The following is a 16,115-nucleotide window of genomic DNA, read 5'->3' as shown; positions in this document are numbered from 1 at the left end:
AACATGACAAATAAGTACAAAATACCAGAAACTCATCCTGATTTTAAACTGAATAAACTGCATTTTACAAATGCCGACCTTAAACAAGTCGCCTATAGTTATATTAAGGAGGGAGAACCTTTTGAACAACAAATAGGGAGCTTTCTATTAGACTGGTTAAAGCCAACGTCGTATATAGAAGTGAAAACTTCTGGATCTACGGGGGAACCTAAGAAGATACGTCTGCAAAAGCAACACATGGTAAATTCGGCTTTAGCGACTTCAAAATTTTTTAAATTGCCGGCGCATACTAAAGCTTTAATGTGTCTTCCTGCTGAATATATTGCAGGTAAAATGATGCTGGTTAGGGCGATGTTTCTTGGCTGGAATATAGATACTGTACCACCTTCATCAAATCCACTGGACCAGGTTTTTAAAGTCTATGATTTTTCGGCAATGACTCCTTTCCAATTAGATAATTCCATAGCACGTTTACATTTGGTTAAGAAGATGATTATTGGTGGGGGCGCTGTTTCTCCACGTTTAAGAAATATGCTTAAGGAGGTAGATTCAATTCTGTTTGAAACTTATGGGATGACCGAGACTTGCAGTCACATCGCAGCAAAAAGGCTTAATCCAAGAAAAAAGAAAAAGGGTGAGCGTCCCTTCAAATTAATGCCGAACGTTGGTATCACTCAGGATGAGCGAGGATGCTTAATAATTAAAGCGCCAAATATTCTGGATGAGGAGATTGTGACAAATGATGTAGTAGAAATTATCACTTACAAGCGATTTCTTTGGAAAGGCAGGTATGATAATATTATAAATTCTGGAGGTATCAAGTTATTTCCAGAACAGATAGAGCAAAAATTAAACAAAGTGCTTGATCGTAGATTTTTTGTTACTTCAATGCCTGATGATTCTCTGGGAGAGAAATTAATTCTTTTTGTAGAAGATGACTTTTCAGAAGAAACCATCGATCAGCTTAAAGAGCAGATCGATAATATCAAATCTTTAGATAAATATGAAAAGCCAAAGAAGATCTATCTTATAGAGAAATTTGAAGAAACCCCTAACGGTAAGATCCATCGTGAGAATACTTTAAAAAGTAAAGTGTCATAGTTTTATGAAAAATCTCTCACTTTCTATTCTGGGACTAATTATTTTTAATTTGAATACAATTTTTGATTTTCAGAAGAATAGCGATATTTCAAACTGGAATATCGTAGAAGACCGGGTGATGGGAGGAAACTCGAACGGAACATTTTTCTTGAATGCAGACGGCCATGCGCAGTTTGAAGGAAATGTTTCCTTGGAGAACAATGACGGATTTGTGTCTGTAAGATATGATATGCAAAAAATTGATCTTGAAAATCATCAAATGATTTCAATCAAACTTAAAGGACATGGAAAAAAATATCAATTCAGAATAAAGAATAGAGACCAAAATTATTATTCATATATCACTGAATTTTCTACCAATGGAGAATGGCAGAATATAAAAATTCCTTTAAAAGAAATGTATCCTTATTTTAGAGGTCGGAAGTTGAATCTAGCCAATTTTGCGCATCAGCATATAGATGAGATTGGTATTTTGATAGGAAACAAAAAGAATGAAAAATTTCAGCTTTTGATAGATAAAATTGAATTAGAATAATTCGGAATTTCTTTAGATAGCTTATTTAATCAAAACCAATTCATGAAAAAAATATTTCTTTTAGGCTTATTGCTATTCACTACAGTATCCCAAAGTCAGATTCTTGCTGAACGTGAAAGATCTGAAATTATAGATCAGATTCTTGCAGAAAGATTTAATGAAGTTTTACCCATGCTCATGGACAGGACCGGTATAGATATGTGGATATTGATTTCGCGTGAATATAATGAAGATCCTGTTTTAAGAACGATGCTTCCCAGTACCTGGTTAAATGCCAGGAGAAGAACAGTTCTGGTGTTTAATAGGAAAAAATATCAGGATACGATTGAAAAACTTGCAATTGCCAGATATAATATCGGGGAGAATATAGATTCAGCCTGGGATAAGGAAAAACAACCTGACCAGTGGAAAGCTTTAATTGATATTATAAAAGATCGTAATCCGGAAAAAATTGGGCTAAATTTTTCTGAAAACTTTGGAATTGCAGATGGATTGGTAAAAACCGATTTTGATGAATTTAAGGAAGCTTTACCTGAGGAATATGTGAAGAGAATAGTTTCTGCAGAAGATCTTGCAGTAGGCTGGATCGAGACAAGAACAATTAGGGAGATGATAGTTTACAGTTCTTTGGTGGAAATAACTCACGATATAATAGCGGAGGCCTTTAGTTCAAAACTAATTGAACCCGGAGTTACCACTACAGAGGATGTTGTTTGGTGGATGCGCCAAAAAGTTACCGATATGGGAATGGAGACCTGGTTTCACCCAACTGTGGACATCCAAAGAAATAAAGAAAAGCTGGTAGATCAAGTCACCGCTTTTTCAGATAAAAATGGGAGCAGTGTTATACTTCCCGGCGATCTGTTACATTGCGATTTCGGAATTACTTACCTGCGCTTGAATACAGATTGCCAGCAAATGGCATACGTGCTTAAGGATGGTGAGACAGCAGCCCCTGATTTTCTTCAGCAGGCTTTTAATAAAGGAAACGAGCTTCAGGATATTCTAATCTCAAATTTTGAGACAGGACTTAGCGGAAATGAAATATTAAGACAAAGTCTTGAAGAGGCGAAAGAAAGAGACTTAAAAGCTTCCATCTATACGCATCCACTAGGTCTGTATGGACATTCTGCGGGACCAACGATCGGAATGTGGGATCAACAGGGTGGGGTGCCCGGAACTGGAGATTACAAATTATACGAGAATACTGTCTACGCAATTGAACTGAATACCGAAGTTGAAGTTCCAGAATGGAATAAAAGTATCAGAATTATGCTGGAAGAGGCAGGATTCTGGGGAGAAGACGGATTTAGATACGTAAATAAAAGACAAAGAAATCTTATGCTAATTCCTTCGGAAGAAGCTGAAAACTGAATGATTTAGGCCTAATAACCCATCTTCATCAAATAATCTGCGGAATGTTTTCCGGAGCCATAAAAGATAAAGAAAGCGGTAAATACAAATACTACGAGTGCCAGGATTAAGTTGGAAGCGCTCATTACGCCTACGAAATTAATAAGGATCGCTCCAAACAAAATTGGTAATTGCGCGATTAATGCCCATCTGGTAAGCAGTCCAAAAGCAATTAGGATTCCGCCTACGAGATGTGCCGAAGCTACATAGTGAACAACTAACATAGTCCCTCCAAAACCTCTAAGAGGTTCAATCAAGGTTACCAGGGTTTCAGTCTGAGAAATAAAATTGACTCCTTTAATAAAAAAGAGAACACCCAGAGCTACTCTCAATACATCCAACCAGTAGTAAGTATGTGCATTGGCCCATTTATTAAGTGATTTGATACTTAACATAATGGAAAATTTACATTAAATTACTAAAAATCAATGTAATACGCCTGTATTAAGTCTGAAAATATAGTTTCTAATCGTTATTTTTATTACTCCACTATTTTTGTGGTAATGTAGAATTCTAATTCATTGACCTTCAACTCATCTAATCCTTCCCCGGTTTCATAAGATTGCCATTCAGAGGTTCCCATTAATCTTATTTCTTCTTCATCAATAATTACATCTACGGGCATTTTAAAATTTATCACATCGGCTTTCCAGCGGTATAGTATCTGGTCATCTCCTTGTTTAAGTTGAAGAACCGGTAAAGCAGCCTGTCTCAGATATTGATTAAATACAGGTTTTAGATCTATATTGATAGCCTCATTAAAGAATGCTTCCGTATCATTGGTAGTGATCGTTTGATGCTTAAATGTTTTAGTATAATTCCTGAAAGTATCCCACCATAATTCATCATTATCGTAAATACTTCTAATGGTATTTAAAAGGTTCGCTCCTTTAAAGTACATATCGCCAGAACCTTCAGCATTTACACCATAATCACCTATAATTTTTTGCTTATTGCCCACACCTCGTCTCGTTCCTTTAAGATATTCCAGGGCTTCCTGTTTTCCCCAACGGCATTCTACATAAATACTTTCTGTATAACTGGTAAAACCTTCCTGGATCCACATATCTGCAATATCCTTGGCAGTAATACTATTTCCATACCACTCATGTCCAGATTCATGGATGATGATATAATCCCATTTTAGTCCAATTCCGGTACCAGAAAGATCTCTTCCCAGATAACCATTTTTATAGTTATTACCATAGGCTACGGCACTTTGATGCTCCATCCCGAGATAGGGAGTTTCCACGAGTTTAAAACCATCTTTTTCAAAAGGATAAGGTCCCATTTTTTCATAGAAACATTCCATCATGTCTTTTACTTCCTCGAACTGTTTCTTCGCTTTATCAAGATTGTATTCTAAAACATAATAATCAAGATCAAGGTCTTTGTATTTATCTGAAAAGTGAGCATACTTCCCGATATTGATCATGATATTGTAGTTATTGATTGGGTTGACTACTTTCCAGCTCCATTCAGTAAATCCATTTTCAAGATCCGTTTTCTTAATAAATCTACCGTTAGAAACATTAGTAAGTCCGGTGGGTACGCTAATATCCATTCTGGCTTCTTCAGGTTCATCGCTTTGATGATCTTTATTTGGATACCACAAACTAGCACCTGTTCCTTGAGCGGCAACACCTATCCACGGATTTCCATTCTTATCTTCAGACCAAACGAATCCGCCATCCCAGGGAGCATTTTCTGCCACAATAGGGTTTCCATGATAGTAAAATTGAATAGAATCAAGCGTTCCCTGCTTTAAAGGTTTCTCAAAATTGATAAATACAGCATTGAACTTTCGTTGGTAATCCAGACTTTTATTTCCATGCATGATAGAGTCAATTTTCATATTCTCAAAGAGGTCTAACTGCATGCTTGGTAAGCTGTTCATTACCTGAAAACTTATGGTGTTGGATCCTGAAATAAATTTCTTTTCAGGCTCTATTTTTAGCTTTAGATGATATTTCTGAACATCAAAACCTGTTCTTTCAGGTCTTAAAGATCCCCTAAGGCTGTCAGCTTGTGTGTAATCGGTGTGATTTTCTCCAACAACCTGGGCTCCGGAGAGCGCCCACGTAAAAAGGAAAAGTATGGTGAATAATCTATTCATGATGCATTATATATAATTTGGCGTTTGGATCTTTATCTAAGACTTCTTGCATTCTCTGAGTTTGTTCTGAGAAATTTTTCAATGTTTCCCCTTTACAAACACCGTAAGAGTAATGATAATTTAAGATTTCCAAATCTCTTTCTGTGAGCTCTCTTAAGGTTCTACAGGCCGATAAAATACTTTTGCAAACCAAATCTTTTGATGATCTGAAATATCCTAAAGATTTAAAAAAGTGAAATTTTAATAGATTTAGCTGAAGTTCTTCCGACTTTGCTTTTTCTGTATTAATCTTCAGTTTTCCGTCATAAATCTGTTGCCGTCCGTTCCAGCTAACATAATAACCACCAGTATTATTGGTTATTCTGGGTTCATAATCACTGATGTTTTCTCTGTTTAGATAATACACCAGATAATTTGATTTCTCTCTATCAAAATTTCGAGTAATCTTTAGTGAGTCTATATCCCTGGAGATCGTTTTCGCAAATTGCATGAGATCTTTGGTATGCGATACAGGTACGCTTTCATCAAAAAATATCCTGATTTCTTCTTTCCAGTATTTCATCCTTTCGGTTGAATCTATCTTCACATCGGTATTGTACACAACATCCTTATAGATATCCAGAAATGTTGAATCTTTTGGAACATATTCCACTCTCACGTAGTCTTTTCCGGCATAGGGATCGAAATCAAGTGGTACTCTTACCAGGGTATCATTATCTCTATAACTAAATTCCGTGGTGTCTACAGGTTTCCCAAATGTTTCTTCGTAAAATTTCAGGGAAATAAACTTCCTTGCAGCCTGTCTTTTAATTGTATCCTGAGAAAATGCTTGTAGACTTATAAATACGGTGATAAATAGAAAAAATGTGTGTTTCATAAATCAGGTTTGAATTACCCCCATATTAAAATCTTTCTCGATAGGAGCATGATTGGCAGCTTCTATCCCCATGGAGATCCACTTTCTGGTATCTAAAGGATCTATGATAGCATCTGTCCAGATTCTGGCTGCGGCATAATAAGCAGAAGTCTGCTCATCGTATTTAGCTTTCAGTTTTTCAAATACTTCTTTCTCTTTTTCCTCATCTACTTTTTCACCTTTTTTGGCCATTGAGGCCGTTTCGATTTGAGCGAGTACTTTAGCAGCCTGAGTTCCTCCCATTACGGCAAGTTCAGCACTTGGCCAGGCAGCGATTAGTCTTGGATCATAAGCCTTTCCGCACATAGCGTAATTTCCTGCACCATAAGAATTTCCTATAATTATGGTAAATTTCGGAACTACAGAATTACTTACGGCATTTACCATTTTGGCACCATCTTTAATGATTCCGCCATGTTCGCTTTTACTTCCCACCATAAATCCGGTGACATCCTGAAGAAAAACCAATGGAATTTTCTTCTGATTGCAGTTTGCAATGAAACGAGTAGCCTTATCGGCAGAATCTGAATAGATCACTCCCCCAAACTGCATTTCACCTTTCTTGGTTTTTACAATCTTTCGCTGATTGGCAACAATTCCAACTGCCCAACCGTCTATACGGGCATAACCAGTGATAATTGTTTGCCCATATCCTTCTTTATATTCTTCAAATTCTGAACCATCCACAAGTCTTTCAATAATCTTGTGCATATCATACTGGTCACTTCTTTTCTTAGGTAGAATTCCGTAGATATCTTCCGGGTTTTCCTTTGGTTTAACGGACTTCTTATGACTATATCCCGCTTTGTCATAATCGCCAATTTTATCCATGATGTTTTGAATACGGGTTAGCGCATCTTTATCATCTTTTGCTTTATAATCTGTTACTCCGCTTATCTCAGAATGCGTAGTAGCTCCTCCAAGCGTTTCATTATCTATAGACTCACCAATGGCAGCTTTTACAAGGTAGCTACCTGCTAAAAATATACTTCCGGTCTTTTCAACAATAATGGCTTCATCACTCATAATAGGTAAATAGGCTCCTCCGGCTACACAGCTTCCCATTACTGCTGCGATTTGAGTGATTCCCATACTGCTCATTACTGCATTGTTGCGAAATATTCTTCCAAAATGTTCTTTATCAGGAAATATTTCATCCTGCATAGGTAAATAAACACCTGCACTGTCTACCAGATAAATAATAGGTAACCTGTTTTCTATAGCAATTTCCTGAGCACGAAGATTCTTTTTCCCGGTTATTGGAAACCAGGCTCCCGCTTTCACAGTTGCGTCATTGGCAACCACGATACATTGCTTGCCAGATACATATCCCATTTTAACTACAACACCTCCGCTGGGGCATCCGCCATGCTCTTTGTACATTCCTTCTCCTGCAAACGCACCAATTTCGATGGAGTTCGATTTATCATCTAAAAGAAAATCGATTCGCTCCCTGGCGGTCATTTTTCCTTTGGAATGATGTTTTTCTATTTTTTTTTCACCACCACCAAGTTTTACTTTGGCAAGCCTCTGTCTCAAAGAAGAAACTAAAAGCTTGTTGTAATCTTCATTTTTATTGAAATTGATATCCATTATTTTGAACTATTTACAAGAATTCGACTATTTCGCTAAGATTAATTCGAAATTAATCTAATTTCTGAAGAAATATTGTGAATTTTTATTCAGAAATGACTTTTTGCTAAAATACAAAATCACTTGAATTCTATGGTTTAAAACAATCATTAAAAATTAGCCGATATTTGTAATAAAACCGGATTGATGGCAATGAATAAAAATACTATTTTTGGATGGGCCTCTTTTTTAATGTTTCTTGTGGGAACGGCTCTTGTACTTTTAGGGGTTTTAAAATATAGGGATTATGCAATTGGTTTTTCTGTAACTGGAATAGGATTTTTCTTTATATCCTGGGTTTTTAATGCTCTAAAGGGCCGGGTTTAAAATTAAGACTATGAATGTAGATGTAACACAGCGAAATCAATTGGTAAAACATCTTGAGGGAGGACTTGCATATGCTTCTATAGATAGTTTTTTAGATGGAATTCCTTTCGAAAAAATTGGAGTAAGGCCGTCCGGTTTGCCATATTCATTTTACGAGATCTTCTTTCATATTGCTTTTGCTCAAAAAGATATTCTTGAATATAGCATTTCCGGTGATTATAATACTCGAAACTGGCCGGATGATTACTGGCCGGGACGACCGGCACCTGCTAATGAAGAGGATTGGGAAGACTTAAAAGCCGAGTATTTTGAAGATAGAAGGTTGTTTAAAGAATACATTCTTGATAGTAATAACGATCTAAATAAACCGGTGCAAAACTCAAATGAACACAGTCTTTTAAGAGAAATAATCCTTGTTGTGGAACATACAGCCTATCATACGGGACAATTGCTGATTATTGAACGATTATTGAGTGTTTATGACAATTGATTTCTCTGAAAAATTCAGGATATTTGCATCTTCTTAGATAGATTTAAAAATTTAAATTTTAAAAATATATGGCAGACGATAATAAGGTAATTTTCTCCATGTCTGGAGTTACCAAAACTTTTAAAAATGCAAATACGCCGGTTCTAAAGAATATTTACCTCAGTTTTTTTTATGGCGCTAAAATTGGAATTCTGGGACTTAATGGTTCTGGTAAATCTACTTTGCTGAATATCATAGCTGGACGCGATCAAAATTATCAGGGAGATGTGGTTTTTTCTCCTAATTATAGCGTCGGAATGTTAGAACAGGAACCAGATCTCGATGAAGAAAAGACTGTATTGGATGTAGTAAAAGAAGGAGTGGCCGAAACAGTTGGAATTCTGGATGAATACAATAAGATCAACGATATGTTCGGGCTTCCGGAAGTTTATGAAGATGCAGATAAAATGCAAAAGCTTATGGATAAGCAGGCTGAACTTCAGGATAAGATTGATGCCAGTAATGCATGGGAACTTGATACCAAATTGGAGATAGCCATGGATGCTTTAAGAACTCCAGATTCAGATAAGAAGATTTCGGTACTTTCAGGAGGAGAGAGAAGAAGAGTAGCGCTTTGCCGACTTCTACTTCAAGAGCCTGATGTATTATTGCTGGATGAGCCTACCAACCACCTGGATGCAGAATCTGTCCATTGGTTAGAGCATCATTTGGCTCAATATAAAGGAACGGTGATCGCTGTAACTCACGACCGTTATTTCCTGGATAATGTAGCTGGTTGGATTCTTGAACTGGATAGAGGAGAAGGGATTCCATGGAAAGGAAACTATTCTTCTTGGTTAGACCAGAAATCTAAGCGTCTTGCGCAAGAACAAAAACAGGCCAGCAAACGTCAAAAAACGTTGGAGCGAGAGCTTGAATGGTCCAGAATGAGTCCAAAAGGTAGACAAAGTAAGCAGAAAGCCAGGCTTAAGAATTATGATAAATTAATGAGTCAGGATCAGAAGCAGATGGACGAGAAGCTGGAAATTTATATTCCGAATGGACCTCGTTTAGGTACCAATGTGATCGATGCTGAAGGGGTGAGTAAAGCATTTGGAGATAAATTACTTTATGAAGATCTTAAGTTTAATCTTCCTCAGGCAGGAATTGTAGGAATTATCGGGCCAAACGGTGCTGGTAAAACCACGATTTTCAAGATGATCATGGGAGAGGAAGATCCTGATAAAGGGAATTTCAAAGTTGGAGAAACTGCCAAAATCTCATATGTGGATCAAAGTCACTCGAATATAGATCCTGAAAAAACGATCTGGCAAAACTTTAGTGATGAGCAGGAATTGATCATGATGGGAGGCCGACAGGTAAATTCAAGAGCTTATTTGAGTAGATTTAATTTTAGTGGAAGCGAACAAAATAAGAAAGTGAATATGCTTTCTGGTGGTGAACGAAACCGTTTACATCTTGCAATGACCCTTAAAGAAGAAGGGAATGTTCTTTTGCTGGATGAGCCAACAAACGACCTTGATGTAAACACATTAAGAGCACTTGAGGAAGGTCTGGATAATTTTGCCGGCTGTGCTGTAGTTATTTCTCACGACCGTTGGTTCCTGGATAGGGTTTGTACACATATTCTTGCTTTTGAAGGAGACTCTCAGGTGTATTTCTTTGAGGGAAGTTTTTCAGATTATGAAGAAAACAAGAAAAAACGTTTAGGTGGAGATATAATGCCGAAACGAATTAAATACAAGAAACTGGTTCGCTAAGAATCAAATTTTGGAAAAAATAAAAGGAGTTGAAATTTTAGGTTCAACTCCTTTTTTAATTTTGTTCAAAGTCTAAAGTCATTTTTTCTTCGGCATAGGCCCTCTTAGATGAATGATGAGTCCGTCAAGAAAATTTCTAAGAAATTGATCGCCACATTCCATATATTTTTCATGATCTTCCCTTCTGAATATTGCTCCAAGTTCACTTTTGGAAACCTTAAAATCTACCAGCTCGCAGATTTTTACAATATCATCATTCGTTAATTTATGAGCTACTCTTAGCTTTTTAAAAACATCATTATTGGTTAGTGCCATTTGCGTTATAGTTAAAATTCAAATTGAGTTTAGAGGCTAGTCTTTTTGCTGTTTCAATATCTTTTTTATTAGAAATAGCTTCTTCCGCATCGTTTAGAAGATAAATAGATTCCTGATCTAAAGACTCGTAATAAGAGTCATTTGCTGCCTGTTGCTTTTTTAGATAATGCAGCATCATCAGTAATTTTTGAACTAAAATGATGTCATGTTTACAATAAGTGCGTATTGCTGCCATAATATTGTACAGCAAGTCAGCGAAATCTATCGTATTCATTTTAATGAACACAGTTTCATCCCTGCTTATCATATTCGTATCTAATTTCCGCATGCGTAAGGCAAAAAGTTCGGTAAGATAGTCTATACCATTAATTGCCGTCCCCGGGTCGTTGATACCAGGTGACATCGCTTTAAGAATAATTTCTGTGATTTGTTTGAAAGCCAGGGTATAATTGTCTTCCACCAGTTCTTCCCGTGCAAAATTGAAATTAAAGAGAATCTGTTTAACAGTATCTTCATCTAATTCCTTTTTAGATTTAAATAAGGGGATCCCATTTAAAACGAAAATTCCTTTGACCGGTAATATATGGAACTTAGTCTCTTTTTTTCTACAAATATCAATCAGGTTTGAATAGGAGATATTCTGAAGATAGCCGCTTTTTTCTGAAGAATACTCGTACCAACCATCAGTATTTTCAAAGTCTCTGTTATTTTCCTTTTCTTTTTCAATAAGCTGATCAAGTCTTGTCTTTGCGGTCTTAAAAATATTTTGAAGGATGTTACTTATCTGGATACTTTGAGAAATGTTATGGATAAAATAAATAAAGGCATAAATAGATACTACGGTAGAAACAATACCAATCAACACGGCAAATCCCGGTACCTGGTATTTATTTCCGGTTGGCTGTATCGTAAATAATATAAAAATACAATACAGTATAGTAAACAGGTATACCCCAAGGATGATCTGGTGTTTTTTATCGGATATCAGACCAGGAAGTAATCTAGGAGAGTAATTACTGGAAGCCTGGCTAAGCAAAAGCATCACCATCGAAAAACTGAATACCACTACAGAAATTAACCCGGAAATAAAAGAACTTAATATAGTCTTTGCTGTATCTCCATTATTTACAACAAGGCTGGGAGCATGTTCTACTAAATATTTGGAAATCCCCAGGTTCTCCAAATAAGTCATCACCAGTGCAAAAATAAATCCGAAAACTGCTAATACCGTAGGATAAAAAGCAATTTTACTTTCAATAACATTAAAAAAGGAGATTGTTCGATTAAAAAGTTGCTTCATACTTTGGTTAGTTAGCTTTTAAAGTTACTCAAACCTGCGATTGGGGAAAGGTTTTAATAATAATTTATAAAAAATAGACAAAATGTCATTATTTACTTGATTAAATAAGACAAAAAGACAGTATTTATCAATTGGTACTTCAATTGCTATTCAGTTAAGTGACTTTAAAATTGATTATTAAATTAAAAAATAAAACTATGAGTCTTATAAAGCACAATGAAACGGGTTGGTTACCCTCAGTTTTTGACGATATGTTCAAAACAGACTGGTTAGGAGGTACTACAAATGTAAATAGTATTGGAACTAGCATACCTGCAGTTAATATTAGGGAAACTGAAGAGAGTTTTTCTGTAGAGGTTGCCGCTCCTGGCAAATCTAAAGATGATTTTAATATTGAACTTGATAAGAATGTTTTAACGATCTCTTCTGAAGATAATAAAGAGAGTGAAACTGCAGTTGAAAAAGGAAAGTTTACCAGAAAAGAATTTAGCTATAGCACCTTTAAACGTGCGTTTAGTTTACCAGATTCGGTAGATAACGGTAAGATCTCTGCCTCTTATAATAATGGGGTTTTGGAGATTGCTCTTCCTAAAAAAGAAGAAGCAAAAGTTCAGGCGAAAAGATTAATTGATATTTCGTAAACTGAATTAGTTTGGTTAGTTAGTTAGAGGAGAAAGAGCGCTCAATTAGAGCGCTTTTTTTATTCTAGGAGGGTAAATACTCCGAGGCTTACCCTGAAGAAATTTACTGGTCTAAAAGAATCCATCTATTTCCTGCACTTTGTATGGTAAAGATCTGCTGAGGTTTTATACTTAAGATCTTTGTGTTGCTTCGGGGATCAAAAAGATCATCGCTTCCCAGAAAAACAAGTATTTTTTCAGAATTAGCCGGCCAGTTTATTAATCTGATAATGCGCCCTTTATTGGTAGAAGATGCCGGGATTACTAATCCGGAAACCTGATTATTTATTCTAAGGGTTCCAATTTCATCAGAAATTACAAAATCCCCAGTAGCGCTTGTGGTCGAAGAATAATTTTGATACCCCGGATTAGCCCAGGATGCCTGTCCGGTAGAATTTAAAATCATCGTTTGTCCTTCAAGTCCTCTTGCGGTTGGTAATGTATAATCTGTTTCAGGAGTATTTCCTATTCCTACCCTTCCGGCAAAATAACCAGCATACACATTACTATTTGAGTCTCCAAGAGCGATACTATAGATCCCGTATATATTTCCGACTCCCTGGATACTGCCTATTTCATTGTAGATACCGTAATTATTACTTCTCGCACCAAAAGTTCGTCCTATGCGATTAAAAATTCCGTAGATATCATTGGTACCTGTATTCTGATAGGTTTCATTAAAAATTCCATAGTGAATTCCGGTTCCTATCCCGCCAACATTGTTCTTGATTCCATATTTATTGCCATTAGTTGTACTTCTGTTATCATTTACTATTCCGTAAGTAGTAAGATTATCGGTAGCTGAATTGGCATTGTCTACTTCCAGTCCTTTCTTTAAACTAAGATCTTTTCCGGCAGGAATTGCGATTTGTAATCTAGATGTAATTTGATCGGTACCCAACCCAATACTCGATTCACGATAAATTGGATCTGAAATATTATTAGGACTCTGTGTAGTTCCCGGTTTATGAAAGTTTGCACCTCCTGCATCAGACGCAATAGATTTCCATTTCACTTCCAGAGCATTCCAGAAATAAAATCCGGAAGAGTATCCCGTAACGCTTTTGTTTAAAAAAACCAGCATTCCATGTTGGTCTTTTCCAGGGTTTTCCATGGAGAATTTTTCAATTCTAGGAACCAGGATACCGTCAATATTGGCTGGGTTATCACTGTTCGTAGCAATAATATCTAACTGCGCCTTCGGGTCTGAAGTGCCAATTCCTACCTGAGAATAACCAAAAACACAGAAATGGAATAAAATAAAAACATAAAAATTTCTCATAACAAACAAATTTGTTTGTCATTATAGTGTGCTTAATTGCTTTAGGATGAGATAAATATATATTAAATATTAATATCCAGAACATTTATTTACACCATTTCACTAATTTTTTCCTGAAGCATTTTAATTTCATCCCGAAGCCTTGCCGCCTGCATGAAATCCAACTCTTTTGCCGCAGTTTCCATTGCTTTACGCTTTTCTCTCACCTTTTTCTCCATTTGTGGTTTGGACAGATATTCAGCTTCTTCTTCGGCCGCTTTAAGATCAGGACGTGTTTCATGATCGTAAATGTCCAGCTTTTCTTTGATCAAAGCATTATTGAATTTTTTGACAAGTTTAGTGGGAGTAATGTTATTTTCGGTATTATAATCAATCTGCTTTTGACGTCTATATTCTGTTTGATCAATCGTTTTTTGCATACTATTAGTGATTTTATCAGCATATAATATTGCTCTCCCATCAACATGTCTTGCGGCACGACCTATAGTTTGAGTCAGGGAACGATTGCTTCGAAGAAAACCTTCTTTATCGGCATCTATAATTGCTACCAGGGAAACTTCCGGAAGATCCAGGCCTTCTCGTAAAAGGTTGACGCCTACCAGAACATCAAAAATTCCTTTTCGTAGATCCTGCATGATCTCAACTCGTTCCAATGTGTCTACATCTGAATGAATATAGCGACAACGAATATCGATTCTCGTCAGGTATTTTGTTAATTCTTCAGCCATACGTTTTGTAAGTGTAGTGACCAGAATACGCTCATCCTTATCCACTCGAATCTGAATCTCCTCAATGAGATCATCTATTTGATTCAAACTAGGCCTAACTTCAACTATCGGATCCAACAAGCCCGTTGGTCTTATAACCTGCTCTACATACACCCCTTCACTTTTCTGAAGTTCATAATCTGCCGGAGTCGCACTCACATAGATCACCTGGTTTTGAAGCGCTTCAAATTCTTCAAATTTTAGAGGCCGGTTATCCATAGCTGCGGGTAGTCTAAAGCCATAATCTACCAGGTTTTCTTTTCGGGAACGGTCACCGCCAAACATGGCGTGTACTTGCGGAATGGTTACGTGACTTTCATCCACCACCATTAAATAGTCTTCCGGAAAATAATCTAGTAAACAGAAAGGGCGGGTTCCCGGCATTCTACCGTCAAGATAGCGTGAGTAATTCTCAATTCCTGAACAATACCCAAGCTCCCGAATCATTTCAAGATCGAAATTGGTTCTTTCATCCAGTCTTTTCGCTTCCAGATTTTTACCGATATCCTGAAAATAATCAACCTGTTTTACAAGATCGTCTTGAATTTCACGGATTGCTCCCTGAAGTACATCAGGAGAGGTTACGAACATATTGGCGGGATAAATATTAAGACGTTCATATTTTTCAATAACATCATTGGTTCCCGGATCAAATGCCTCAATATCTTCAATTTCATCTCCAAAAAAGTGAATTCTGAAAGCATTGTCCGCATAACTTGGAAAGACATCAACGGTATCCCCTTTAATTCTGAAATTACCATGGTTAAATTCCGCTTCAGTTCTGGAATAGAGACTTTGAACCAGTCTATGTAGAAATTTGGTTCTGGATATCTCCATATCTCTTTCAATAGAAACGACGTTTTTTCTGAATTCAACCGGATTACCAATACCATAAAGGCAGGAAACCGATGCGATCACTATCACATCCCTTCTTCCGCTTAGAAGAGAAGATGTGGTGCTTAAACGTAATTTTTCGATTTCTTCATTTATGGAAAGGTCCTTCTCTATATAAGTCCCGGAAGAAGGAATAAAAGCTTCAGGCTGGTAATAATCGTAATAGCTTACAAAATATTCCACGGCATTTTCCGGAAAAAACTCCTTGAATTCTGAATAAAGCTGAGCAGCCAGTGTTTTATTATGAGCCAAAACAAGCGTAGGCTTCTGAACATCTTCAATCACGTTGGCAACGGTAAAAGTTTTACCAGAACCGGTAACACCCAACAGGGTTTGATATTGCTCGTTTTTATCTATTCCGGTGACCAGTTGCTTTATGGCGTTTGGCTGATCTCCGGTTGGTTTATAATCTGATTTTATATTGAATTTCATTCAGTTTATTTTCTTTTTCATCTAATTAGAAAGCGCTTTTAAGCGATCAGATGAAGTTTGTCATAGATTAACCCAAAAGCTTTCAGGATTTTTTATGACCTATTTCATAGCCTCACGAAATTAAACAATTATTAAGCTTAAATCAATTTTTTAGG

The 16,115-nt window shown here is 36.5% G+C and carries 15 protein-coding genes; 7 read left to right on the top strand and 8 right to left on the bottom strand.

Annotated features, from left to right (window positions below):
* The first annotated feature begins 3 nt into the window (after positions 1–3).
* The 3 genes from GFO_RS10860 to GFO_RS10850 are packed head-to-tail and all read left to right on the top strand — an operon-like array spanning position 4 to position 3,010.
* Complete coding sequence (locus GFO_RS10860; protein ID WP_041250103.1) at positions 4–1,101, top strand: AMP-binding protein; 1,098 nt, start codon at positions 4–6, stop codon at positions 1,099–1,101.
* Between the two features lie 4 nt (positions 1,102–1,105).
* Positions 1,106–1,636, top strand: coding sequence for a CIA30 family protein (locus tag GFO_RS10855; protein ID WP_011710173.1), 531 nt, complete (start codon positions 1,106–1,108; stop codon positions 1,634–1,636).
* Positions 1,637–1,678: 42 nt separating this feature from the next.
* Positions 1,679–3,010: a M24 family metallopeptidase gene (locus GFO_RS10850; RefSeq protein WP_011710172.1), complete on the top strand. Its 1,332-nt coding sequence runs from the start codon at positions 1,679–1,681 to the stop codon at positions 3,008–3,010.
* 11 nt (positions 3,011–3,021) lie between these two features.
* On the opposite strand, the gene GFO_RS10845 is transcribed toward GFO_RS10850, so the two are convergent.
* The 4 genes from GFO_RS10845 to GFO_RS10830 all read right to left on the bottom strand — a co-directional run bounded on the left by GFO_RS10845 (position 3,022) and on the right by GFO_RS10830 (position 7,674).
* A complete protein-coding gene (locus GFO_RS10845) occupies positions 3,022–3,444 on the bottom strand; it encodes a DoxX family protein (RefSeq protein ID WP_011710171.1) in 423 nt (140 codons plus the stop codon).
* Positions 3,445–3,530: 86 nt separating this feature from the next.
* The gene (locus tag GFO_RS10840; RefSeq protein WP_011710170.1) at positions 3,531–5,165 is read right to left on the bottom strand and encodes a M1 family metallopeptidase; all 1,635 of its coding nucleotides are present in this window, start codon (positions 5,163–5,165) and stop codon (positions 3,531–3,533) included.
* Positions 5,158–6,042 (bottom strand): hypothetical protein, encoded by an 885-nt coding sequence (locus tag GFO_RS10835; protein WP_011710169.1) that lies wholly within the window; start codon positions 6,040–6,042, stop codon positions 5,158–5,160. Before GFO_RS10835 ends, GFO_RS10840 begins: the two co-directional genes overlap by 8 nt.
* Positions 6,043–6,045: 3 nt before the next feature.
* Positions 6,046–7,674 (bottom strand): acyl-CoA carboxylase subunit beta, encoded by a 1,629-nt coding sequence (locus tag GFO_RS10830; protein ID WP_011710168.1) that lies wholly within the window; start codon positions 7,672–7,674, stop codon positions 6,046–6,048.
* Between the two features lie 186 nt (positions 7,675–7,860).
* Here GFO_RS10830 and GFO_RS10825 point away from each other — a divergent pair, with 186 nt between their 5' ends.
* The 3 genes from GFO_RS10825 (at position 7,861) to ettA (ending at position 10,290) form a co-directional block, all read left to right on the top strand.
* The gene (locus GFO_RS10825) at positions 7,861–8,040 is read left to right on the top strand and encodes a CAL67264 family membrane protein (RefSeq protein ID WP_041250102.1); all 180 of its coding nucleotides are present in this window, start codon (positions 7,861–7,863) and stop codon (positions 8,038–8,040) included.
* Between the two features lie 10 nt (positions 8,041–8,050).
* A complete protein-coding gene (locus tag GFO_RS10820; RefSeq protein ID WP_011710166.1) occupies positions 8,051–8,530 on the top strand; it encodes a DinB family protein in 480 nt (159 codons plus the stop codon).
* Between the two features lie 68 nt (positions 8,531–8,598).
* Complete coding sequence (ettA, locus tag GFO_RS10815; protein ID WP_011710165.1) at positions 8,599–10,290, top strand: energy-dependent translational throttle protein EttA; 1,692 nt, start codon at positions 8,599–8,601, stop codon at positions 10,288–10,290.
* Positions 10,291–10,368: 78 nt separating this feature from the next.
* On the opposite strand, the gene GFO_RS10810 is transcribed toward ettA, so the two are convergent.
* A complete protein-coding gene (locus tag GFO_RS10810) occupies positions 10,369–10,605 on the bottom strand; it encodes a DUF1456 family protein (protein ID WP_011710164.1) in 237 nt (78 codons plus the stop codon).
* Positions 10,589–11,905 (bottom strand): DUF2254 domain-containing protein, encoded by a 1,317-nt coding sequence (locus tag GFO_RS10805; RefSeq protein ID WP_011710163.1) that lies wholly within the window; start codon positions 11,903–11,905, stop codon positions 10,589–10,591. The genes GFO_RS10810 and GFO_RS10805 overlap by 17 nt, the downstream gene beginning before the upstream one ends.
* Before the next feature lie 197 nt (positions 11,906–12,102).
* Here GFO_RS10805 and GFO_RS10800 point away from each other — a divergent pair, with 197 nt between their 5' ends.
* The gene (locus tag GFO_RS10800) at positions 12,103–12,546 is read left to right on the top strand and encodes an Hsp20/alpha crystallin family protein (protein ID WP_011710162.1); all 444 of its coding nucleotides are present in this window, start codon (positions 12,103–12,105) and stop codon (positions 12,544–12,546) included.
* A gap of 103 nt (positions 12,547–12,649) precedes the next feature.
* On the opposite strand, the gene GFO_RS10795 is transcribed toward GFO_RS10800, so the two are convergent.
* Both GFO_RS10795 and uvrB read right to left on the bottom strand, forming a co-directional pair.
* A complete protein-coding gene (locus GFO_RS10795) occupies positions 12,650–13,867 on the bottom strand; it encodes a hypothetical protein (protein WP_011710161.1) in 1,218 nt (405 codons plus the stop codon).
* An 89-nt stretch (positions 13,868–13,956) separates the two neighbouring features.
* Positions 13,957–15,960, bottom strand: coding sequence for an excinuclease ABC subunit UvrB (gene uvrB, locus GFO_RS10790; protein WP_011710160.1), 2,004 nt, complete (start codon positions 15,958–15,960; stop codon positions 13,957–13,959).
* Positions 15,961–16,115 lie beyond the last annotated feature (155 nt).

This window comes from Christiangramia forsetii KT0803 (assembly GCF_000060345.1).
Classification (GTDB): domain Bacteria; phylum Bacteroidota; class Bacteroidia; order Flavobacteriales; family Flavobacteriaceae; genus Christiangramia; species Christiangramia forsetii.
Note: the sequence above shows the minus strand (reverse complement) of the source record. Positions and strands in the feature narration are given on the sequence as shown.

What these genes read in the sequence shown, in the direction of transcription:
- GFO_RS10805 (WP_011710163.1), bottom strand. Translation starts at nt 11,905, where the DNA reads ATGAAGCAACTTTTTAATCGAACAATCTCCTTTTTTAATGTTATTGAA.
- ettA (WP_011710165.1), top strand. Translation starts at nt 8,599, where the DNA reads ATGGCAGACGATAATAAGGTAATTTTCTCCATGTCTGGAGTTACCAAA.
- GFO_RS10830 (WP_011710168.1), bottom strand. Translation starts at nt 7,674, where the DNA reads ATGGATATCAATTTCAATAAAAATGAAGATTACAACAAGCTTTTAGTT.
- GFO_RS10800 (WP_011710162.1), top strand. Translation starts at nt 12,103, where the DNA reads ATGAGTCTTATAAAGCACAATGAAACGGGTTGGTTACCCTCAGTTTTT.
- GFO_RS10860 (WP_041250103.1), top strand. Translation starts at nt 4, where the DNA reads ATGACAAATAAGTACAAAATACCAGAAACTCATCCTGATTTTAAACTG.
- GFO_RS10820 (WP_011710166.1), top strand. Translation starts at nt 8,051, where the DNA reads ATGAATGTAGATGTAACACAGCGAAATCAATTGGTAAAACATCTTGAG.
- GFO_RS10795 (WP_011710161.1), bottom strand. Translation starts at nt 13,867, where the DNA reads ATGAGAAATTTTTATGTTTTTATTTTATTCCATTTCTGTGTTTTTGGT.
- GFO_RS10840 (WP_011710170.1), bottom strand. Translation starts at nt 5,165, where the DNA reads ATGAATAGATTATTCACCATACTTTTCCTTTTTACGTGGGCGCTCTCC.
- GFO_RS10850 (WP_011710172.1), top strand. Translation starts at nt 1,679, where the DNA reads ATGAAAAAAATATTTCTTTTAGGCTTATTGCTATTCACTACAGTATCC.
- uvrB (WP_011710160.1), bottom strand. Translation starts at nt 15,960, where the DNA reads ATGAAATTCAATATAAAATCAGATTATAAACCAACCGGAGATCAGCCA.
- GFO_RS10855 (WP_011710173.1), top strand. Translation starts at nt 1,106, where the DNA reads ATGAAAAATCTCTCACTTTCTATTCTGGGACTAATTATTTTTAATTTG.
- GFO_RS10810 (WP_011710164.1), bottom strand. Translation starts at nt 10,605, where the DNA reads ATGGCACTAACCAATAATGATGTTTTTAAAAAGCTAAGAGTAGCTCAT.
- GFO_RS10835 (WP_011710169.1), bottom strand. Translation starts at nt 6,042, where the DNA reads ATGAAACACACATTTTTTCTATTTATCACCGTATTTATAAGTCTACAA.
- GFO_RS10825 (WP_041250102.1), top strand. Translation starts at nt 7,861, where the DNA reads ATGGCAATGAATAAAAATACTATTTTTGGATGGGCCTCTTTTTTAATG.
- GFO_RS10845 (WP_011710171.1), bottom strand. Translation starts at nt 3,444, where the DNA reads ATGTTAAGTATCAAATCACTTAATAAATGGGCCAATGCACATACTTAC.